This is a genomic window from Rhodococcus sp. NPDC060084, from assembly GCF_042730335.1.
GTDB lineage: Bacteria > Actinomycetota > Actinomycetes > Mycobacteriales > Mycobacteriaceae > Rhodococcus.
The window spans coordinates 25,541-47,664 of record NZ_JBHWWX010000019.1; the positions used below are offsets into that span (position 1 = coordinate 25,541).

The 22,124-nt window shown below is 68.8% G+C and carries 5 protein-coding genes; 4 read left to right on the forward strand and 1 reads right to left on the reverse strand.

Translation table 11 applies throughout. From position 1 onward, the window contains the following. Window positions 1–301: 301 nt before the first annotated feature. A complete protein-coding gene (locus tag ACFWBU_RS12325) occupies window positions 302–1,522 on the reverse strand; it encodes a pyridoxal phosphate-dependent aminotransferase (protein WP_378528405.1) in 1,221 nt (406 codons plus the stop codon). A gap of 201 nt (window positions 1,523–1,723) precedes the next feature. On the opposite strand from ACFWBU_RS12325, the gene ACFWBU_RS12330 reads away from it, so the two are divergent. The 4 genes from ACFWBU_RS12330 (at window position 1,724) to ACFWBU_RS12345 (ending at window position 22,077) form a co-directional block, all read left to right on the forward strand. Then, window positions 1,724–1,927: a cold-shock protein gene (locus ACFWBU_RS12330; protein WP_169618985.1), complete on the forward strand. Its 204-nt coding sequence runs from the start codon at window positions 1,724–1,726 to the stop codon at window positions 1,925–1,927. 197 nt (window positions 1,928–2,124) lie between these two features. Then, entirely contained in the window at window positions 2,125–3,297 is a 1,173-nt protein-coding gene (locus ACFWBU_RS12335; protein WP_169618987.1) for an alkane 1-monooxygenase, read from the forward strand. A gap of 73 nt (window positions 3,298–3,370) precedes the next feature. After that, window positions 3,371–21,082, forward strand: coding sequence for a non-ribosomal peptide synthase/polyketide synthase (locus tag ACFWBU_RS12340; RefSeq protein ID WP_378528397.1), 17,712 nt, complete (start codon window positions 3,371–3,373; stop codon window positions 21,080–21,082). Beyond that, window positions 21,079–22,077 carry an alpha/beta hydrolase family protein gene (locus ACFWBU_RS12345; RefSeq protein WP_296550511.1) on the forward strand — a complete coding sequence of 333 codons (999 nt, stop codon included), beginning with the start codon at window positions 21,079–21,081 and terminating at the stop codon, window positions 22,075–22,077. Before ACFWBU_RS12340 ends, ACFWBU_RS12345 begins: the two co-directional genes overlap by 4 nt. Window positions 22,078–22,124 lie beyond the last annotated feature (47 nt).

Below are 22,124 nucleotides of genomic sequence, written 5' to 3' on the forward strand. Positions count from 1 at the left end.
CGACCACGAGGAGTGAACCGAAGACAGTGGGCTGGGGGTGGCGGGGAGCAGGGGGGTGTCCCCGCCACCGTCACCTGACCTCGCACAGGGGGGATGGCGTCGGTCAGGGAGCCCGGCACTGAGTGCCGAAATCCAAGCTACTTGCTTTTGGGGGTCCGCGGGGCCCGCGATTCTGTGGCGCTCCTCACGAATCGGACGGACCGTCCAGGTCCGAACAGACTCCGAGGGCACCGAACAGGGACTTTCGCCTCTAGCGCCCCTGCGTCACCGTTCCGCAACGATCGCTTTCGCGGGCGTGCCGCTACTGCTTGTAGCTCGAGAGGAAGTTGCCGATCCGCTCGATCGCAACGGAGAGGTCCCGGGCCCACGGCAGCGTGACGATGCGGAAGTGGTCCGGGGCGGGCCAGTTGAAGCCCGTGCCCTGTGTGACCAGGATGCGCTCCTGCAACAGCAGATCCTGGACCAGTTGCTCGTCGTCGTGGACGTCGTACACCTCGGGGTCGAGCCGGGGGAACGCGTACAGCGCGCCGCGCGGCTTGACGCAGCTCACGCCCGGAATCGCGTTCAGGCGCTCCCACGCGACGTCCCGCTGCTCGAGCAGGCGCCCGCCGGGCAGCACCAGGTCGTCGATGCTCTGGTAGCCACCCAGGGCCACCTGGATGGCGTGCTGGGCCGGAACGTTCGGGCACAGGCGAGTGGATGCGAGCAGATCGATGCCCTCGAGGAATCCGGCGGCGTGGTCCTTCGGGCCGGTGATGACCATCCAGCCCGACCGGTAGCCGGCGACGCGATACGCCTTCGACAACCCGTTGTACGTGATGCACAGCAGGTCGGGGGCCAGCGTCGCGAGGGAGACGTGCTTGGCGTCGTCGTAGAGGATCTTGTCGTAGATCTCGTCGGCGAGAAGCAGCAGCTGGTGCTTGCGTGCCAGTCGCACGATCTGCTCGAGCACCTCGCGGGAGTACACCGCGCCGGTGGGGTTGTTCGGGTTGATCACCACGATCGCCTTGGTGCGCTCGGTGATCTTCGACTCGATGTCCTCGATGTCGGGATTCCAGCCGTTGGTCTCGTCGCACAGGTAGTGGACGGGTGTGCCGCCGCCGAGCGATGTCATCGCAGTCCACAGCGGGTAGTCCGGTGCGGGGATGAGCACTTCGTCGCCGTCGTCGAGCAGCGCCTGCATCGTCATGGTGATGAGTTCGGACACGCCGTTGCCGAGGTAGACGTCGTTGATGTCGAACTTGGGGAAGCCCGGGACCAGCTCGTAGCGGGTGACGATCGCGCGCCGGGCCGGCGCGATGCCCTTGGACTCCGAGTACCCCTGGGCATGCGGAAGCGACCCGATCATGTCCTGCACGATCGTGTCCGGCGCCTCGAACCCGAAGGGTGCGGGGTTGCCGATGTTGAGCTTGAGGATGCGATTGCCCTCCGCTTCGAGCCGTGCCGCATGCGCGTGCACCGGTCCGCGGATCTCGTACAGCACGTTCTGGAGCTTGGACGACTGCTCCAGACGGCGGCTCATCCGGTGGTGAAGTTGGCCCTGTTCCTCGTTAGTCACGGCTCTATGGTGCCACCGTCCCGCAAACCGATTTCATCCGCATTTTCCCGACACGCGGAATTAAGGCGGGATCCACCGCGACGAATGTCCGGATAAGTGCGATGATTGGGATTCCAGCAAGGCCGTACGTCGGGGTGACGTACGGGAAGATTAGGAGCAAGTGGTATGGCGCAGGGCACTGTCAAGTGGTTCAACGCAGAAAAGGGCTTCGGATTCATCGAGCAGGACGGTGGGGGCGCGGACGTTTTCGTTCATTACTCCGAGATCCAGGGCTCGGGATTCAAGTCGCTCGACGAGGGAGCACGCGTCGAGTTCGAGATCGGCCAGGGTCAGAAGGGCCCGCAGGCCCAGGGTGTGCGCGCTATCTGAAGCGCATCTCTGCTGACCGAGCGGCGGCGTCGCATCTCAGGGTGCGGCGCCGTCGCCGTGTCTGCTCCCGGTGCCGATCCGGGTCTCACCGCACATCTGGCCCCATGGATACTGTGTAGCCGATCCGGCGTGCGAGTCGCGTTGTGGTCGGTGGGGATTCGATAAGCCGTCGGAGACGGAACCGGTGTGAGGTGGGAATGAGCGTGGGGGGCGACACCGAGCGCGCAAGCTCGGGTGCGCGATGGCGGGATCCGAAGCGCTACCTCTGGTTGTACGGACTGGCGATCCCGTTGAGCCCGTTTCTCGCCTACGTTCTGGTGCAGCACTTCCACCTCGGGGTGTTCTGGGCGACCGGCGCCATCATCATCGCGGTGATCTGCCCGCTGATCGATGCGCTTGCCAAGGTCGACACCGGCAACCCGCCCGACGAGGTGATGAAACCCCTCGAGAACGACCGGTACTACCGGTACTGCACGTACCTCTACCTGCCGCTGCAGTACGCCGGGTTCGTCTTCGGCTGCTGGCTCTGGGTGTCGCAGCCCATGGGCGGCGCCGAAAAGTTCGCCCTGGCCGCGACCCTGGGCATCGTCGGCGGAGTCGGCATCAACGCAGCGCACGAGCTCGGGCACAAGCGCACGTCGATCGAAAGAAACCTTGCGAAAGTGGCGCTCGCCCAATCTTTCTACGGCCACTTCTACGTCGAGCACAATCACGGGCACCACATCAGGGTTGCCACACCGGAGGATCCTGCGACGGCACGCTTCGGTGAAGGGTACTGGCGATTCCTGCCGCGTTCGGTGTTCGGCAGCCTCGGTTCGGCGGTGCGGTACGAGAACGCGCGGCTGAAGCGCCGTGGCCTCTCGTGGTGGAATGTGCGGCATAACAACGTGCTCAGTGCCTGGCTCATGAGCACAGTGCTGTACGCGGCGCTCATCGCGGTGTTCGGCTGGTCGATCGCGCCGTGGCTGGTAGTGCAGGCAGCCCTTGCCATCATGTTTCTCGAAGGCGCGAACTACATCGAGCACTACGGGTTGTTGCGGCGGAGCCGTCCCGGCGGCGGGTACGAACGGGTCGCTCCGGAGCACAGCTGGAACAGCAATCATGTCTGCTCGAACGTTTTCCTCTACAACCTCCAGCGGCACAGCGACCATCACGCGAACCCGCTGCGCCGCTACCAGACGCTGCGCTCCATGCCCGACGCGCCTCAGCTTCCCGCCGGATACGCGGTCCTGATCGTGTTGTCCCTGGTCCCGCCGCTCTGGCGACGGATCATGGATCAGCGGTTGCTGGAGCATTACGGCCGGGATTTGTCACGCATCAACATCCACCCCCCGAAGCGAGATTTGCTCCTTGCCAGATTCTCGGACTGACGCGAAGCTATATTACGGAACGATCTTGTCCGAATAACGATCCGGAATCTTTTTCACCAGCGTCGGGAGCCGAGTGGAACAGCAGTATGCGCGTGGACCGGTGCTCGTCGACGACGAGCCTCAGGTGGGCTTCCCACTCTCGACGGCGCAGCGCGGGATCTGGTTCGCCCAGCATCTGCTCGGCGACATTCCGCTCACCATTGCCCAGTACATCGACGTCCACGGTGATCTCGACGTCGAGGCGTTCGCGGACGCCGGTGCGGCCACCGGTCGCGAAATCGGCACCGGAATGCTCCGGTTGTTCGAGCACGACGGGCAGCCCTACCAGGTGATCGATCCCGATCTCAACGATCGGGCCACCGTCCTCGACCTGCGTGAGCGCCCCGATCCCGAGGCCGCTGCGATCGCGTGGATGCGGGCCGAGTACCGCACCCCGCTGGACATGCTCGAGGACCGGCTCATCGTGTGCGCGATTCTGCGCATCGCCGAGGCCCGGTACTTCGTCTACACCCGGATCCACCACGTCGCGCTGGACGGATTCGGCGCCACAACCTTCGTCAACCGGATCGCCGAGCGGTACACCGCCGTCAAGGAGGGCCGCGAACCCGCGTCGTTCCCCGTCAGCGCGCTCCACGAGATCGTCGACGACGAGAACCGCTACCGCGAATCGGGCCGGTTCGAGACCGACCGGGAGTACTGGGCCGCGCGGGCCCGCGACCTGCCGCACCCGATCGGCCTCTCCGGCCGGGCGGCGCCGGTCGGCCCCAATCCGGTCCGCTACAGCGCGCCGCTGCCCGACGAGGTGGCGGCGTCCATCGAACGGGTCATCGCCCGTGACGAGCAGGCCACCTTCACGAGCGTGGTCATCGCTGCCTTCGCTGCGTTCCTCGCCCGGGTCACAGGTGAATCCGACATCGTGCTCAGCCTGCCGGTCTCGGCACGCACGACCGTCAAGTTGCGACGATCCGGGGGCATGGTCTCCAACGTCGTGCCGATCCGAGTGGGCGTGGACCCCGCGGACACCGCTCCCGACATCACGTCCCGCGTGCAACTCGAACTCACCGGAGCGCTGCGTCATCAGCGGTACCGGCACGAGGACATGCGGCGCGACACCGGGAGGGGCGGAGCCGATCGCGGCTTCTTCGGTCCCGCCGTCAACATCATGATGTTCGGAACGGAGATCCGTCTCGGCGATCTCGTCGGCCGTCTCCACGTGGTCAGCACGGGACCGGTCGAAGACCTCTCGCTCAACATCTACCCGAGCAAACCCGGCGATCCGGCGCACATCGACCTCGAAGCCAACCCGAACCTGTACTCCATCGACGAATTACGCTCCCACCACAGCCGATTCATCGAGTTCCTTGCCGACTTCGCGGAATGCGACGGCACCGTGGGCGCGCTCGACGTGCTCCACGAGGACGAGCGGGACACGCTCGTCCCGTTCCGCGGCCGCCCGCCGCGCCCCGTCCGGATGCTGCCGGACCTTCTCGCGCAAGGGGTGCGGCGCAACCGCGACGGCATCGCCGTCCTCGACGGCGACCGGACGCTGACCTACCGCGCCCTCGACGAGCGCTCCGATCGGCTCGCCCGGGTACTCGCCGACGCCGGCGCCGTTCCCGAAACGTTCGTCGTGCTGAGCATGGAGCGCAGTGCCGAAGCGCTGGTCGCCCTCTGGGCCGTGGCGAAGACCGGCGCCGCGTTCGTACCGATCGATCCGGCGCTGCCCGCGGAACGTCTCGCGTACATGATCCGGGACTCCGGGGCGCGACTCGGCATCAGCACGCGCGACCGGATACCCCACCTGCCCACGGGTCCGCGCTGGTTCGCCGCGGACGACGCGCATCCGGCTGTGGATGCGCCGCCGGTCGTCGCGGCCAGGCCCGAGCATCCCGCCTACATGATCTACACCTCCGGTTCGACCGGCACACCGAAGGGCGTGGTGGTCACCCACTCCGGGCTCGCCGCGTTCGACGCCGACGCCCGGCCGGAACTCGGCCTCACTCCCGAATCGAGGATGTTGCGTTTCTCGTCGGCGAGTTTCGACGCATCGATCTTCGAGATGCTGCAGGCGTTCAGCGCCGGCGCGGCGATGGTGGTCGCCCCGCCGCACATCCTCGGCGGGCAGGATCTCGCCGATCTGTTGCGTAGCAGCCGTGTCACCCACATCGTGTCGGCGCCGACCGTGCTCACCACCGTCGACCCCACCGGACTCGACGTTCTCGACGCCGTCGTGGTGGGCGGTGACGTCTGTACTCCCGACCTCGTCGAGCGTTTCGGTGCCGTCAGCCGGTTCACCAACAGCTACGGGCCGACCGAAACCACCATCGTGGTCACCGCGGGGAGCCCGCTGCACTCGGGTGACCGGATCACCATCGGGCGGCCGCTCGACGGTGTCGCAGCCGTGGTCCTCGACCGCAGATTGCGGCCCGTCCCAGTGGGATTCGTGGGTGAGCTGTATCTCGGGGGCCCTGCGCTGGCCCGGGGATACCACTCCCGGCCGGGACAGACCGCCGACCGGTTCGTCGCCAACCCGTTCGAGCCCGGTGGCCGCCTCTATCGCACCGGTGACGACGTGCGCTGGACCGTCGACCACGAACTCGAATTCCTGGGCCGCTCCGACTTCCAGGTGAAGATCCGCGGATTCCGCATCGAACTCGGTGAAATCGACACGGCGCTGCTCGAACAACCGGGTGTCGACTACGCGGCGTCCGTCGTCCACGACACCGGGCACTCGAGCGTGCCGATCTCGTACGTGCGGATGGAATCGGACCACCTCTTCGACGCAGCGACGCTCCTCGAGGGCGTCGGCCGGATGCTGCCGTCGCACATGATTCCCGCCGCGCTGATGGAACTGGACCACATTCCGGTGACGCCCGCGGGCAAGCTCGACCGCGCCGCCCTACCGGCACCACGGTTCGAGTCGGCCGAATTCCGCGCGCCCCGGACAGATTCGGAGATTGCGCTCGCCGAACTCGCGGTGGGGCTCCTCGACGTCGAACGGGTCGGTGTCGACGATTCGCTCTTCGCGCTCGGCGCCGACAGCATCGTGGCGATGCAGTTCGCCGCCCGCGCCAAGGATGCCGGGCTGCACATCACGGCACGGCAGATTTTCGAGCACAAGACGATTGCCGCGCTGGCTCGTGTCGCCACCGCGGTGTCGGCGACCACGGTCATGGCAGAACTGCCCGGTGGCGGTGCCGGCCAGATTCCGCTGACGCCCATCGTGCACGACATGCTCCGGCGCGGCGACTACTCCACGTTCGCGCAGGCGGTACTCGTCACCACCCCCGCCGGCCTCACCGCCGAACACCTGTCCGCAGCGCTCGGTGCCGTGTTCGACCGCCACGACATGCTGCGCTCGGTGATGCGCGGCGGCACCTGGGAGGTCCGTGCCGGCGCCGCCGATCCCGGAACCCTCGTCACGCGCGTTCCCGTCGCGGACCTCGACGACATCGAGGATCTGATCGCGTCCCGATGCGACAGTGCCGCAGCGGCGCTCGATCCTGCCGCGGGTGTGACGCTGCAGGCCGTGTGGTTCGACGTGGACGCAGCCGATACGCAGGGCAAACTCCTGCTCGTCGCGCACCACCTCGTCGTCGACGGGGTGTCCTGGCGGGTGCTGCTCCCCGACCTCGGACAGGCCTGGATGCAGGTCGCGGCGGCCCAGGAGCCTGTTCTCCCGCCGATCGGTACGTCCTTCCGCCGCTGGGCGCACGCCCTGCACGACGCCGCTCGCGACGGCGCGTTCGCCGACGAACTCGTCTACTGGCAGCGCACGCTGACCGGGGCCCGTCCGTTGCGCGGGATCGGCACCCTCGACCCGGACGTCGACACCCTCGCCGCCACCCGGCGCATCGACGTCGCACTCGACCCGGCGGTCACCGACGCCGTCCTGACCCGGCTGCCCGCGCTCTACGGCAGCGGCGCCGCCGACGGGTTGCTCACCGCCCTCGCGCTGGCGGCCGCACGCTGGGACGACGGTGCCGAGCGCTCGCTGCTGCTGACCCTCGAAGGCCACGGGCGCGATCTCGATACGCCGGACCCGGCAGACCTTGCGCGCACCGTCGGCTGGTTCACCAGTGCCTACCCGGTGCGTCTCGCCGTCACCGGCGACCTCGACGACGCCCTGGCCGGCGGATCCGCAGCGGCCGCCGCGGTCAAAGCTGTGAAGGAACAGCTTGCCGCCGTGCCGAACCACGGTATCGGCTACGGCATCCTGCGGTACCTCGACGACGAGACCGGAACGGTGCTCGCGGATCTGCCCGCATCCCAGCTCTCGTTCAACTACCTCGGCCGGCTCACCTCGGGTCACATCCCCGACGAGATCCGCGAGATCGGCTGGGTACCCGACGACCTCGATCTCGATCCGAACCGGACCTCCGGGCTCGCCGCCGCAGCGGCGATCGACATCAACGCCATGGTCGTCGACGGTCCCGACGGACCACACCTCACCACGTCGTTCGCGTACGTGCCGCGCCTGGTCTCCTCCGAGGACGTCGCCGAACTCGCCGAACTGTGGCGCAGCGCCCTCACCGGTCTCGCCGCGCACCTCGATCGTCCCGACGCGGGCGGCCTGACCCCGTCCGACGTGCCGCTCGTCGCCGTGGGCCAGCGCCAGATCGAGCAGTGGGAAGCCGAGTACCCGGCCGTGCGCGACATCTGGCCCCTCCCACCGCTCCAGGCAGGGTTGCTGTTCCACGCCCGGCTCGCCGCCGGCTCGCTCGACGTCTACGTCGCGCAACTGACCCTCGAACTGGCCGGTGCCGTGGACAGCGACCGGCTGCGCAGCGCCGTCGACGCGGTCGTCGCCCGGCACGCCGGCCTGCGCACCGCGTTCGTCCACGACGAGAACGGGGACCCGGTGCAACTCGTGCTCGATCGCGTCGCCGTGCCGTGGCGCGAGGTGCGGGCCGGTGCGGGTGGAGCCGCCGAGATACTCGACTCCGAGCGCGGAACACCCTTCGACCCCGCCCGGCCGCCCCTGCTGCGGGCAGTACTCGTCCGCACCGCCGACGACCGCGCGACGCTCGTACTGACCAACCACCACCTCGTGCTCGACGGGTGGTCGATGCCCCTTCTCGTGCGAGAGATCCTCACCCACTACATATCCCGGGACGCGCTGCCCGAGCCCGCGCCGTACCGGGACTATCTCCGATGGTGGCGCGAGCAGGACACGGACCGGTCGCTACAGGCGTGGAGCGAGTTGCTCGCCGGCGTTACCGAGCCGACGCTCGTCGCGCCGAACGCCGAGACGTCCTTCGAGGACAACCCCGGCGAGATCGACATCGATCTGCCCGACGAGTTGCTCACCGCGCTCACCGAGCAGTCGCGTGAGACCGGGACCACCGTCAACACGGTCGTGCAGGTCGCGTGGGCGCTCGTCCTGGGACGGATGCTCACGCGTTCGGATGTGGTCTTCGGCGCGACCGTGTCCGGCCGCCCCGCAGAACTGCCCGGTGTGGAGAACATGCTGGGCCTGTTCATCAACACGGTGCCGGTGCGCGTCGAGTTCGAGCCCGGGGACACCGTCGCCGACGTGCTGCGCAGCGTGCAGGACGCGCAGGTGTCGATGCTCGACCATCACCACGTGGGTCTGGGCAGCATCCAGCAGAACATCGGTGCCGGCACCCTGTTCGACACCCTCACCGTCTTCGAGTCGTACCCCGTCGACCGCGCCGGTTTCGACGAGACCACCGACTTCGCCGGCATGCGCGTCACGGGTATCGATGCCCGCGACGCCACGCACTACCCGCTCACCGTCATGGCGATCCTCGAACCGAGGTTGCGCCTGAGCGTGCGCTACCGCACCGACCTGTTCGACCGCGCCACCGTGGACCGCATCGCGAGGCGCCTCGTCGGAGTACTCGAGACCGCGGCGACCGGGCCCGACACGCACGTCGGGGACGTCGACGTCTTCCTGCCCGGCGAACGAGACACCGTCGCCGGATTCGAACGCGGCCCGGATCGGGATCTGCCACCCACCACGCTCGTGGACCTTCTTGCGCAGCAAGCGCAGCAGACTCCCGACACGCGGGCCGTCCTCGTCGAGGGCGCTCCCGCACTGCCGTATTCGGAGTTCGCGTCGCGGGTCAACCGCCTCGCCCGTGCCCTCGTCGCCGACGGCATCGGCCCCGGCGACCTGGTGGGCGTCGCGATGCCGCGGTCGCTCGACCAGTTCACCGCGATCCACGCCGTCGTCACCGCCGGCGCCGCCTACGTGCCGATCGACCCCGAACAACCCGCGTCGCGCACCGCACACGTACTCGATACGGCTGCCCCCGCCCGGGTGCTCAGCGCTCTGCCGGACACGGCCGGGTTCTCCGACGCTCCGCTCACCGATCTCGACCGCCGTGCGCCGCTCCACCCCGACGACCTGGCCTACGTGCTGTTCACCTCCGGGTCCACCGGACGCCCCAAGGGTGTCGCCATCTCGCATCGCAGCATCGTCAACCGCCTGCTGTGGATGCAGGGCACCTATCCGCTCACGGTCGACGATGTGGTGCTGCAGAAGACTCCCGCGACATTCGATGTGTCGGTGTGGGAGCTGTTCTGGCCGTTGCTCACCGGTGCCTCGGTGGTGCTCGCGAGCCCGGACGGGCACCGCGACCCGCGCTACCTCTCTCGCGTGATCGACGAATACGGCGTCACCACACTGCATTTCGTGCCATCGATGCTCGACGTCTTCCTCGCCGGCGCCGACCTCGGCCGCTGCGGCAGCATGCGGCAGGTGTTCACCAGTGGGGAGGCGCTACCCGCCACCACCGTCGCACGGTTCGCCGAGAGCCTCGGCGTGCCCCTCCACAACCTGTACGGGCCGACGGAAGCCGCGGTCGACGTCACCGCTCATCCGACGGTGGCCGGGGAGAACCCGGTGCCCATCGGAGCACCTGTCTGGAACACGACTGTGCGCGTGCTGGACTCGCGCCTCCGTCCGGTCCCGGTGGGCGTCGAGGGCGAGCTGTACCTCGGGGGAGTGCAACTCGCTCGCGGATACCACGCGGCACCCGGCCTGACGGCAGCGCGATTCGTCGCCGACCCGTCCGGCCCAGCACGTCTCTACCGCACCGGCGACGTGGTCCGGTGGCGCGCCGACGGCGTCCTCGAGTACGTGGGCCGCAGCGACTTCCAGGTGAAGCTCCGGGGTCAGCGCATCGAACTCGGAGAGATCGAGTCCGCGCTACTCGACCACGACGCCGTCGCTCAGGCCGTGGTCGCACTGCATCGCGACCACGCAGCCGGGGAACACCTGGTCGCGTACGTGGTCGGCGCCGTGGACAGCGAGGCCGTCCTCGCGCACGCCGCAGCGCGCCTCCCGCGGCACATGGTTCCCACCGTCGCGATGGTGCTCGACGCGCTCCCGGTGACCTCCAACGGCAAGCTCGACCGCAAAGCCCTCCCCGCACCGGAATTCGGCTCCGGCACCGAGTACGTCGCCCCGGCCACCGCAACCGAGGAGACAGTGGCGGCGATCGTGGCCGACGTGCTCGGACGCGACGGCCTCGGCGCGACGGCGAACTTCTTCGATCTCGGCGGTAACTCGCTGACCGCGACCAGGCTGCTCGCCCGCCTCGACGACACCTTCGACACCCGCCTGCAGATCCGCGATCTGTTCGACAACGCCACGGTGGCCGGACTGTCCACTCTCATCGACGGACAACAAGACCGGCAGACGGGTCCGCCGCTCGTCGCGGGGCCGCGCCCAGAACACATCCCGCTCTCACCGGCGCAGGCGCGCATGTGGTTCGTCAACCGCTTCGACCCGGCCTCGGGTGCCTACAACGTGGCGGTCGCGCTACGCCTGACCGGCACGCTCGACATCGACGCGCTGCGCGCCGCGGTCACCGACATCGTGGACCGGCACGAGACGCTGCGCACCCGCTACCCGGATACCGGCGACGGTCCCCGGCAGGAGATCCTGCCGGCCGCCGAGGTGATCGATGCACTCACACTCGACGCCGACGCCCTGCACGGGACGCTCGACGAATGGCTCCTCGAGGTCGTCGCCCGCGGTTTCGACGTCACCCGTGAGATTCCCCTCGCGCTGAATATCGTCCGCGAAGACGCCGACCGGCACGTCCTCGTTCTGGTCGTGCATCACATCGCGATCGACGGCTGGTCGATGCAAGCGCTCGCCCGCGATCTGGTCGCCGCCTACGGTGCACGCAGCGCCGGCAGCGTCCCGGCGTGGGAGCCGTTGCCGGTCGGGTACGCCGACTACGCACTCTGGCAGCAAGGACTTCTCGGCAGCACCGACGACCCCGACTCGGTGGCGGCCCGTCAACTCGCCTTCTGGCGGGACGCCCTGGCCGATGCCCCTGAGGTCTTGGACCTGCGCGCCGACCGTCGTCGACCGGCGGTCCCTTCGTTCCGGGGCGGCACGGTCACCGTCGACGTGCCCGCACCGGTATATGGCCGCGCGGCAGAACTGGCGAGGGCGCACGACGCATCGCTGTTCATGGTGCTGCACACCGCCCTTGCGGTACTGCTCTCCCGAACCGGCGGGACCTACGACGTCACCGTCGGCACGCCCGTCGCCGGTCGCGGCCATCGTGACCTCGACGACGTGGTGGGCATGTTCGTCAACACCCTCCCGTTGCGCACCCGGTTCGATGCCTCGTTCTCGTTCGCAGCGGCCCTGACCGCGGTGCGCGACACCGACCTTGCCGCGTACTCACACGCCGATCTCCCGTTCGAGCAACTCGTCGAGGCACTCGCCCCGGCGCGCTCTACGTCGCACCAACCGTTGTTCCAGACGGTGCTCGCGCTCGACGTGCCGCAGCCGGGTGCGGTGACGCTGCCCGGTCTCGACATCGAGGTGCTGCCCGTCGATTTCGGGATCGCCAAGTTCGACCTCGAATTCGCCGTTACCGAGCACGAGCGGCACGCGACCGTCACGCTGACCTTCGCCCGCGACCTGTTCGACGACACCACCGCCGCAATGATGGTCGAGCGCTACGTGCGGGTGCTGGAGTCGGCCGTGGCAGCTCCGGATGCCTCCGTCGGCTCCCTCGACCTGCTCTCGCACGCCGAGCACGACGAACTGCTGCGCCGCCCCGAATCCGTCGGCGTACGCACGCTCCCGCAGCTACTTGCCGAGGCTGCCGCCGATCCCGACGCACCCGCGCTCGTCTCCGGGACGCGCATCGTCACCTACGGCGAACTCGACCGCCGCTCCTCAGCGCTCGCACACACGCTGATCGAGACCGGCGCAGGCCCCGAGACGGTCGTCGCCGTCGCCGTGGAACGTTCGGTGGAATCGGTACTCGCAGTCTGGGCGGTCGCCCGAACCGGCGCCGCATTCCTGCCCGTCGATCCGACCTATCCGGCGGCTCGCATCGAGCACATGCTCACCGACTCGGGGGTGCGCCTCGGTCTCACCACCGACGCACACCGCAATGCCCTGCCCGACGAGGTGCGGTGGCTCGACGCTGCCGCGCAGACCGGCGACGACCGGCCCGTGCCCGCGCGCGGACCGCACCCCGACCACCCCGCCTACCTGATCTACACCTCCGGTTCCACAGGCGTGCCCAAAGGCGTGGTCGTCACCCACCGCGGCCTCGCCGCATTCGTCGCCGAGCAGCAACGCCACTACGGCGTGCGGCCCGGTGACCGCGTCGCGGCATTCGCGTCACCCAGCTTCGACGCGTCGCTGCTCGAACTGCTGATGGCGGTCGGTGGGGGAGCGACCCTCGTGCTCGTCCCCACCGGCATCTACGGGGGCACCGAACTCGGGACGGTGCTCACCGACACCGGCGTGACCCACCTCTTCCTCACGCCCGCGGCACTGGCGACACTCGATCCCGAGACGCTGCCGCACGTCCGGGTGGTCGTCGTCGGCGGTGAGGCATGCGAACCGTCGCTGGTGGCACGATGGGCGCCGGGCCGGGCGATGTTCAACGCCTACGGCCCCACCGAGTCGACCATCATGGCAACGCATTTCGGTCCGATGACGCCGGGAGAACCGGTGCGCATCGGCCGTGCCGTGCTCGGCACGTCCGCGATGGTTCTCGACGACCGGCTGCAACCGGCGCCCACCGGAGTGCCCGGCGAACTGTACGTATCCGGTGCGGGGCTCGCGCGGGGTTACCACGATCGCGCCGAGCTCACCGCAACGCGGTTCGTCGCCGACCCCGTCGGTGGCGGACTCATGTACCGGACGGGCGACCGCGTCCGGAAGACCGCGGACGGGACACTGGAATACCTGGGACGCAACGACATCCAGGTGAAGGTTCGCGGCCATCGAATCGAACTGTCCGAAATCGACGCCGTCCTGTCCGGGCATCCGTCCGTCGACGCCGCGGTGAGCGTGCCCCACGCCGCAACCGGCGCCGTGGTGGCCTACGTGGTGCCGGCACCCGGTCACGCGATCGTCGCCGCCGAGGTGACCGCTCACGCTGCCCGCGCCCTGCCCGACTACATGGTGCCCTCGGCGATCACCGTCGTCGACGCCTTCCCCCTCACCGGTGCGGGCAAGGTCGATCTGCGGGCACTGCCCGAACCCGTCTTCGCCGCCGCACAGTTCGTCGCACCGCGTACCGACGCCGAAAGGCGGGTCGCGGCGGTGTACGCCGACGTGCTCGGTCTCGAGCAGGCAGGTGCGCACGACGACTTCTTCGCCCTCGGCGGTAACTCCCTCTCGGCGACCCGTGTGGTGGCGCGACTCGACGCGTCGCTCGGGGTGCGCGCGGTGTTCGAGAACCCGACCGTGGCCGCACTGGCCGCCGTCGTCGGTGACAGTGGGCCGGGCACGCGCCCGCCGCTCGTCGCCGGGCCCCGCCCCGACCGCATTCCGCTCTCGCCGGCGCAGCAGCGGATGTGGCTGATCAACCGGTTCGATCCCACGTCGCCGGTCTACAACGTCCCCGTCGCCGTGCGACTGCGCGGCCGACTCGACCACGACGCGCTGCGCGCCGCGGTGCACGACGTCGTGCAGCGGCACGAGACCCTGCGGACGGTCTTCCCCGACGCCGACGGTCCACACCAGGTGGTCCTCGACGACGCCCCGGTGAACCTGACGCCGCGCCCGATCACCGCCGATACCGAGCGTGACGAGATCCTCGCCGTGCTCTCGCGCGGATTCGACGTCACGACCGAGGTCCCGATTCGCGGCGCCCTGCTCCAGGCTTCAGCCGACGAGCACGTGCTCGTGGTGGTCGTGCACCACATCGCCGCCGACGGCGCCTCCACCGTGCCGCTGGCCCGCGACATCCTCGTCGCCTACAGCGCCCGGCTCGCCGGCGCCGCTCCGCAGTGGGCGCCGCTCGCTGTGCAGTACGCCGATTTCGCGGTGTGGCAGCGCGCCGTGCTGGGCGACCCCGCCGACGCCGGATCGCTTGCAGCGCGTCAGCTCGCCTACTGGACCGAGGCACTCGACGACGTCCCGGCCGTGCTCGAGGTGCCCGCCGACCGGCCCCGCCCGGCAGTCGCCTCGCAACGCGGCGCACGCACCGACTTCCGCATCGGTGCAGACACCGTGGACGCACTCGACGCCCTCGCCCGGGCACACGGCGCCACGCGCTTCATGGCACTCCACGCCGCCCTGTCCGTGCTGCTCGCGCGGCTCGGCAACACCGACGACGTCAGCGTCGGCACCCCCGTCGCCGGTCGCGGGGAGGCAGCGCTCGACGACGTCGTCGGCATGTTCGTCAACACCCTCGTGCTGCGCACCCGGTTCGACCCGGCCGCCGGCTTCGATCGGACCCTCGAGCAGACCCGCGACGCCGACCTCGCCGCGTTCGGACACGCCGACGTGCCGTTCGAGCAGATCGTCGACGCCGTCGACCCTGTCCGCTCGCAAAGCCACGCGCCGCTGTTCCAGGTGACACTGTCGCTCCAGAACCAGGGCACGGGTGTCCTCGAACTACCCGGCCTCGAGATCGAACCCGTCGAGCCGGGTATCGATGTCGCGAAGGTGGACCTCGAATTCACCCTCCGCGACGACGACGGCGGCCTCGCCGGGTCGCTGACCTACGCGACCGACCTGTTCGATGCCGGTACCGCGGAATCCTTGACGCGGCGATGGCTGCGCCTGCTGGACGCCGTGACCGAGAACCCCGCCGTGCCGGTGGGCGAGGTGCCGCTCATGGAGGACGCCGATGCCGCCCGTGCGCTCCGGCACGCCGTGCCCGCGGATCTGCCGGTACGCGTGCTGCCGGAGATCTTCGCGGGGGGTGTCGCCGCGAACCCGGACGGCATCGCGGCCACCGACGGGGCCAGGCACCTGACGTACACCGAGCTGGATCGTGCGTCCAACCGTCTCGCCCGCATGCTCGCCGAGCACGGCGCAACGCCGGAAACGTTCGTGGCGCTGTCGTTCCCGCGGTCGGTCGACGCGATCATCGCACTATGGGCCGTGGCCAAGACCGGTGCGGCGTTCGTACCGGTCGACCCCGCGCTGCCCGCCGCGCGCATCGCGTACCTGCTGTCGGATTCCGGTGCGCTTCTCGGGCTCACACACGGTGACGCACCGTCGACCGACATCTCGTGGCTCCGCGTCGACGCCGCCGCCGGATACTCCGACGCGCCGATCCGGCGGACGACCTCGGCCGGGTCCGCCGCCTACATGATCTATACCTCCGGATCGACCGGCACCCCGAAGGGTGTCGTCGTCACCCACCGCGGGCTGGCGGCCTTCACCGGCGAACACCGCCCCGAACTCGGCCTGAGCTCCGCGTCGAGGATGCTCCGGTTCTCGTCGTCGAGCTTCGACGCCTCGGTGTTCGAGCAGATCGCCGCGTTCTCCGTCGGTGCCACGATGATCGTCGCGCCGCTGGAGATCGTCGGCGGCACAGAACTGTCCGATCTGCTGCGGCGAGACCGGGTTACGCACATCCTCACCGCGCCCGCCGCGCTCGGCACCGTCACACCCGACGACCTGCCCGACCTCGAAGCGGTCATGGTCGGCGGCGACGTCTGCCCTCCCGAACTGGTTGCCAAGTTCGGCTCCGTGTGCCGGTTCGTCAACTGCTACGGCCCCACCGAAACCACCATCATCATTACGGAGACCGCGCCGCTGACCGCGGGCGACATCATCACCATCGGCGCGCCGATCCGCGGTGCGGGGGCCGTCGTCCTCGACGACCGCCTGCACCCCGTGCCCGACGGTGTCGTCGGCGAGTTGTACCTGTCCGGTGCCGGACTGGCCCGCGGCTACCACCGTCGGCCCGAGCTGACGGCGTCCCGCTTCGTCGCCAACCCTTACACCGGTGGGCTCATGTACCGCACCGGAGACCTGGTGCGGCGCACGGCCGGTGGCGAGCTCGACTTCGTCGGCCGCCGCGACGCCCAGGTGCAGGTGCGGGGCCTGCGCATCGAACTCGGTGAAATCGAAGCCGTCCTCACCCGCACCGACGAGGTCGCGCAGGCTGTCGTGCTGGTGCACAACGACGCCCGCACCGGCGACCGGCTCATCGGCTACGTCGTCCCCACCGAAGGCAATACCGCCGACACGCACCTGCTCCGCAACCGGATCGCCGACGAACTGCCGTCCTACATGGTGCCCGCGCAGATCCTCGTGCTCGACACACTGCCGATCACCGCGAACGGCAAACTCGACCGGAAAGCGCTGCCGGTCCCGGCTTTCGAGACGCGAGCATTCCGCACACCGGAAAACGCGGTCCAGCAGACCGTCGCCTCGGTCTACGCCGAACTGCTCGGCGCCGACCGGGTCGGGCTCGACGACGACTTCTTCGCCCTCGGCGGCAACTCCCTGATCGCCACGCGGGTCATGTCGCGGATCGGGTCGGAACTCGGAGCGGACATCCCCCTCCGCGTCCTGTTCGAACAGCCCACGGTGGGTGCGCTCGCCGCGGCAGCGCAGGAGTACACGGGACGGGTAGCGCTCCCGGCGCTGGTCGTGCAGGAGCGTCCCGCTCGCATTCCGCTGTCGCTCGCGCAGCAGCGGATGTGGTTCCTCAACCGGTTCGACCCCGGCGCCGCGACCTACAACATCCCGGTCGCGCTCCGGTTGTCGGGCGACCTGGACCACGCAGCACTGAAGGCAGCGGTCGAGGACCTGCTGCTGCGGCACGACATCCTGCGCACCGTGTACCCGGAGGCCGACGGCGCGGGTATCCAGCGGGTCGTGCCGTTGTCCGAGGTGGACGCGGATCCGACGCCTGTCCCGGTCGAACCGGACGACGTGTTCGCCGTCGTCGGAGAATTGATCTCGGCGGGGTTCGACGTGACGGCGGAGGTGCCGGTACGAGTGCGGCTGCTCCGCGCCGGGCCGGAGGAATACATCCTGGTCTTCGTGGTGCACCACATCGCGGGTGACGGATTCTCGATGGGACCGCTCACCCGGGATGTGATGACGGCGTACGCGTCGCGCGTCGGCGGTCAGCCGCCCACGTGGGCTCCGCTACCGGTGCAGTACGCGGACTACACCCTCTGGCAGCGGCAGATCCTCGGCTCCGAGGACGACCCGGACAGCGTGGTGTCGAAGCAGATCTCGTACTGGAGCGAGACTTTGGCGTCGCTGCCGGATCAGCTCGAATTGCCCTGGGATCGGCCGCGTCCCCCGGTGGCGTCCCATCGGGGTGCGTCGCACACGGTCGGTCTCGACGCGTCGCTCCACCGAGGTCTGCTCGGGCTCGCGCGAACACACCACGCCACGCTGTTCATGGTGCTGCACAGCGCCCTGGCGTCCGCTCTCGCCCGGCTCAGCGGCACCTCCGACATCGCGCTCGGTACGCCGGTTGCCGGTCGTGGTGAAGCCGAACTCGACGATCTGATCGGGATGTTCGTCAACACGCTGGTCCTGCGTACCGACATCGACCCGGGCCGGTCGTTCGCGGACCTGCTCCGCTCGGTGCGGGAAACGGATCTGCACGCGTTCGCGCACGCCGACGTGCCGTTCGAGCGCCTCGTCGAGGTCCTCGCACCGGCCCGTTCGCAGGCGCGTAACCCGCTCTTCCAGGTGATGCTGACGCTGCAGAACATGCAGCCCGTCGATTTCCGTCTCGGTGGCGTCGACATCGAACCCGTCGAGGCCGACCTGAACCAGGCGATGGTCGATCTCCAGGTCATCGCGCACGAAGCATTCTCGGAGGGCGGCACTCCGGACGGTATCGACCTGACGTGGACCTACGCCACGGACCTCTTCGACGCTTCCACCGTCGCGGGATTCGCCGATCGGTTCGTCCGCATCCTCACCGCAGCAGTGCGCGATCCCGAAACTCCCGTCGGCGACCTGGAATGGCTCGCGCCGCCGGAGCGTGCGGCCCTACACGAGATGGGCCTCCCCGCGGTGCGCACCGGCCCGGGCGGCGCCACCCTGCCGGATCGGTCGGCCGCGCAGGCCGCGACGACACCGCATGCCGTCGCCGTCGCCGACGAAGACACCTCGTACTCCTACGCGGAATTCGCTTCGAGAGTCAACAGTCTTGCCCGGCATCTTATTTCGCTGGGTGTGGGCCCTGAGACGAACGTTGCCATCGCGATGGAGCGATCGATCGACGCGGTGATCGCGGTCCACGCCGTGGTCGCCGCCGGCGGTGCCTACGTGCCCGTCGACCCCGGGCAACCGGCCGAGCGGATCTCCTACGTGTTCGAGATCGCCGATCCGATACTGGTGTTGTCGGACTCGCGCCACCACCTGGGCGCGGATCGGACGGTGTTCGATATCGGCACGTTCGATGCGACCGGTGTACCGGACGGGCCGATCTCGGATGCCGAGCGACGGGGCCCACTGCGCCCGGACAACACGGCGTACGTGCTGTTCACGTCGGGCTCGACGGGGCGCCCGAAGGGTGTGGCGGTCTCGCACGCGTCGGCTGTGAACCAGCTGGACTGGTTGCAGGAGGAGTTCGGCGCCGATGCTGCCGACACCGTTCTGCTCAAGACTCCGCTGACGTTCGACGCATCGGTGTGGGAGCTCTTCTGGCCCTTGCACAGTGGAGCGCGGATGGTCGTCGCGGCACCGGACGGTCACCGCGATCCGCAGTACCTCGCGCGTGCGCTGGTGGATTTCGAGGTGTCCGTGGCACAGTTCGTGCCCGTCGTGCTCGACGCGGTGCTCGACGTGCTGGAGGAACCCACTCCGTCGTTGCGGCTGGTATTTGCCGGCGGTGAGGCCCTGTCGGGTGCGACGGCCGACCGCGCGCGGAAGATGCTCGGGTGCGGGGTGCACAACCTGTACGGCCCGACCGAAACGACGATGCAGGCCACGCACCGCCGAAGCGATCCCGATTCCGGCGGTGGGCGCGTCCCCATCGGTACACCCGTTCGGAACACCGGTGCCCTGGTGCTCGACACACGTCTGCATCCCGTGCCGGTGGGAGTCGTGGGCGAGCTTTATCTCTCGGGTGTCCAGTTGGCCCGCGGCTATGCGGGACGCGCACACCTGACGGCCGACAGGTTCGTGGCGAACCCGTTCGACGGTGCGGGGACGAGGATGTACCGCACGGGAGATCTGGTGCGGTGGAACGCACATCACGAACTCGAATACGTAGGCCGCAACGACATGCAGGTCAAGCTGCGGGGCCAGCGGATCGAACTCGGGGAAATCGACTCGGTGCTGCGCGCACACGAGGATGTTGCGGCCGGGGTAGTGGTGGCGTGGCCGGAACAACTCGTCGGTTACGTCGTGCCCACCGGTGAACTCGATACGCAGCGACTGCGGGAGGCACTGGGCCGGGTGCTGCCGTCGTACATGGTGCCGGCGCAGTTCGTCGTGCTCGATGCGCTGCCGACGACACCCAACGGGAAGGTCGATCGGAAAGCGCTGCGACAGCCCGAGGTTCGGGCACGCGAGTTCCGGCGCCCGTCGGGCGACACCGAACGTGCTGTGGCCGACGCCTTCTCCGATATTCTCGGTGTCGCACAGGTGGGGGCGGACGACGACTTCTTCGCGCTCGGTGGCACTTCCCTGGTCGCGACCAGGCTCGTCGCGCAGTTGCGCGACGCGCTGGGCGTCGCGGTCCCGTTGCCGTCGTTGTTCTCGCATTCGACGGTGGAAGCGCTGGCTCGGAAGATCGCCGAGGGCGGGGGGTCCGGTCCGGAGTTCGGAACGCTGCTCCCGATCCGTGCGGAGGGCGACCTTCCCCCGGTCTTCTGCGTGCATCCGATCATCGGATTGTCGTGGTGCTACACCGCTCTCGCCCAGGAGATCGACCCGTCCGTACCCGTGTACGGAGTGCAGACCCCGCTCGAGGACCTACCGAATTCCCTCGACGACCTGGCGGCGCTCTACGTCGACGAGATACGCCGGATCCAGCCGGAGGGCCCGTATCGGCTGCTCGGATGGTCGCTGGGCGGTGTCATCGCGCATGCCATGGCGGTGCACCTCCAGGCCGCCGGCAGCGTGGTGGAAACACTGGTGATGCTCGACAGTTTCGCGGACACCGACACCGACGCCCCCGAGGAGCCGGAAGTACCGATGAGCGATGTGCTCGCCGGATTCGGCGTCGTCGGAAACGGTGACGAACCGGCGGACCTCGCGGGGATCGTCCGGATGGTCGCCGACCTCACCGGCACTAAGGCCGAGGACACCGAACGGCTCGTGAGGCAACTGATGGACGCCGCCCGGCACAACGTTGTCCTGGCGGCCGGTCACCGGCCCGCACGGTTCGACGGTGACATCGTGTATTTCACCGCAGCCGAGGACGAAAGCCACGGGGCCGCAGGCTGGGCCGATGCCGTGAGCGGGCGAATCCATGACCATTCAGTGCCGGTCACCCACTGGCGCATGACTTCGACCGAGGCACTTGCCGTACTGGGTCCTCGCCTGCGTACTGTCTTCGCAACCCCATCCGATCCCAACCGACAGGGCGAACAAGCACGATGAATATGAACGTTCTGCGGCGAAGTAGCGCCTGCGTCATTGCCGCTTCGGCGCTCATCCTGGCGGGGGCACCCGCCACCGCCTCGCCCGGCGGGGAGGAGGTGCGGGTCGAGCAGGTCGAAGGAAACCGCTACGACATGCACGTGTACTCGGAGTCGATGGGCCGGGAGATCCCGTTCCAGCTGATCCGCCCGGCCGACACCAGCGTGCCGCGCCCGACGCTGTACCTGCTGAACGGCGCCGGCGGCGGCGAAGACGGCGCGAACTGGCTCAATCAGACGAAGATCCTCGACTTCCTCGCGGACAAGAACGTGAACGTCGTGATCCCCGCACAGGGCATGTTCACCTACTACACCGATTGGATGCGTGACGATCCGGTTGTGGGTGTCGCGAAGTGGGAGACGTTTCTGACACAGGAGCTTCCCCCGGTGGTCGACCGTGCACTGGGTACCACGGGTGTCAATGCGATCGCGGGACTGTCGATGGCAGGCACGTCGGTGCTCGACCTCGCAATCCAGGCGCCGGGACTGTACCGGGGCGTCGCCTCGTACAGCGGCTGTGCCCAAACCAGCGACCCCGTGGGCCAGGCGTATCTCCGGTCCGTCGTCGAAGTGATGGGTGAGACCGATGCTCGCAACATGTGGGGTCCGTACGACGGCGACGAATGGGCCCGGCACGATCCGACGGTCAACGCCGAAGGGCTGCGGGGGCTCTCCCTCTACATCTCGAACGGAAACGGTTTGCCCGGACCGCACGAGAACCCGGCACTGCCACGCACCCCACAGGCACCGCCGCTGCACGAGCAGGTCGTGATCGGCGGCGTGATCGAGGCGGCAACGAACGTCTGTACCCAACGGCTGGCCGAGCGGCTGGAAGAACTCGATATCCCCGCGACCTTCCACTTCCGTGAGAACGGCACGCACTCATGGGGTTACTGGGAGGACGAACTCCACCGTTCGTGGCCGCAATTGGCGGCGTCACTCGAACTCGGGAACTGACATGACGCGGGACGCCGAGACCGGCTGAACCCGCACCTACAGAAAAA

Excerpts from the sequence above, each read along its gene's own strand:
- ACFWBU_RS12345 (WP_296550511.1), top strand. The coding sequence starts at position 21,079 with ATGAATATGAACGTTCTGCGGCGAAGTAGCGCCTGCGTCATTGCCGCT.
- ACFWBU_RS12330 (WP_169618985.1), top strand. The coding sequence starts at position 1,724 with ATGGCGCAGGGCACTGTCAAGTGGTTCAACGCAGAAAAGGGCTTCGGA.
- ACFWBU_RS12335 (WP_169618987.1), top strand. The coding sequence starts at position 2,125 with ATGAGCGTGGGGGGCGACACCGAGCGCGCAAGCTCGGGTGCGCGATGG.
- ACFWBU_RS12325 (WP_378528405.1), bottom strand. The coding sequence starts at position 1,522 with ATGAGCCGCCGTCTGGAGCAGTCGTCCAAGCTCCAGAACGTGCTGTAC.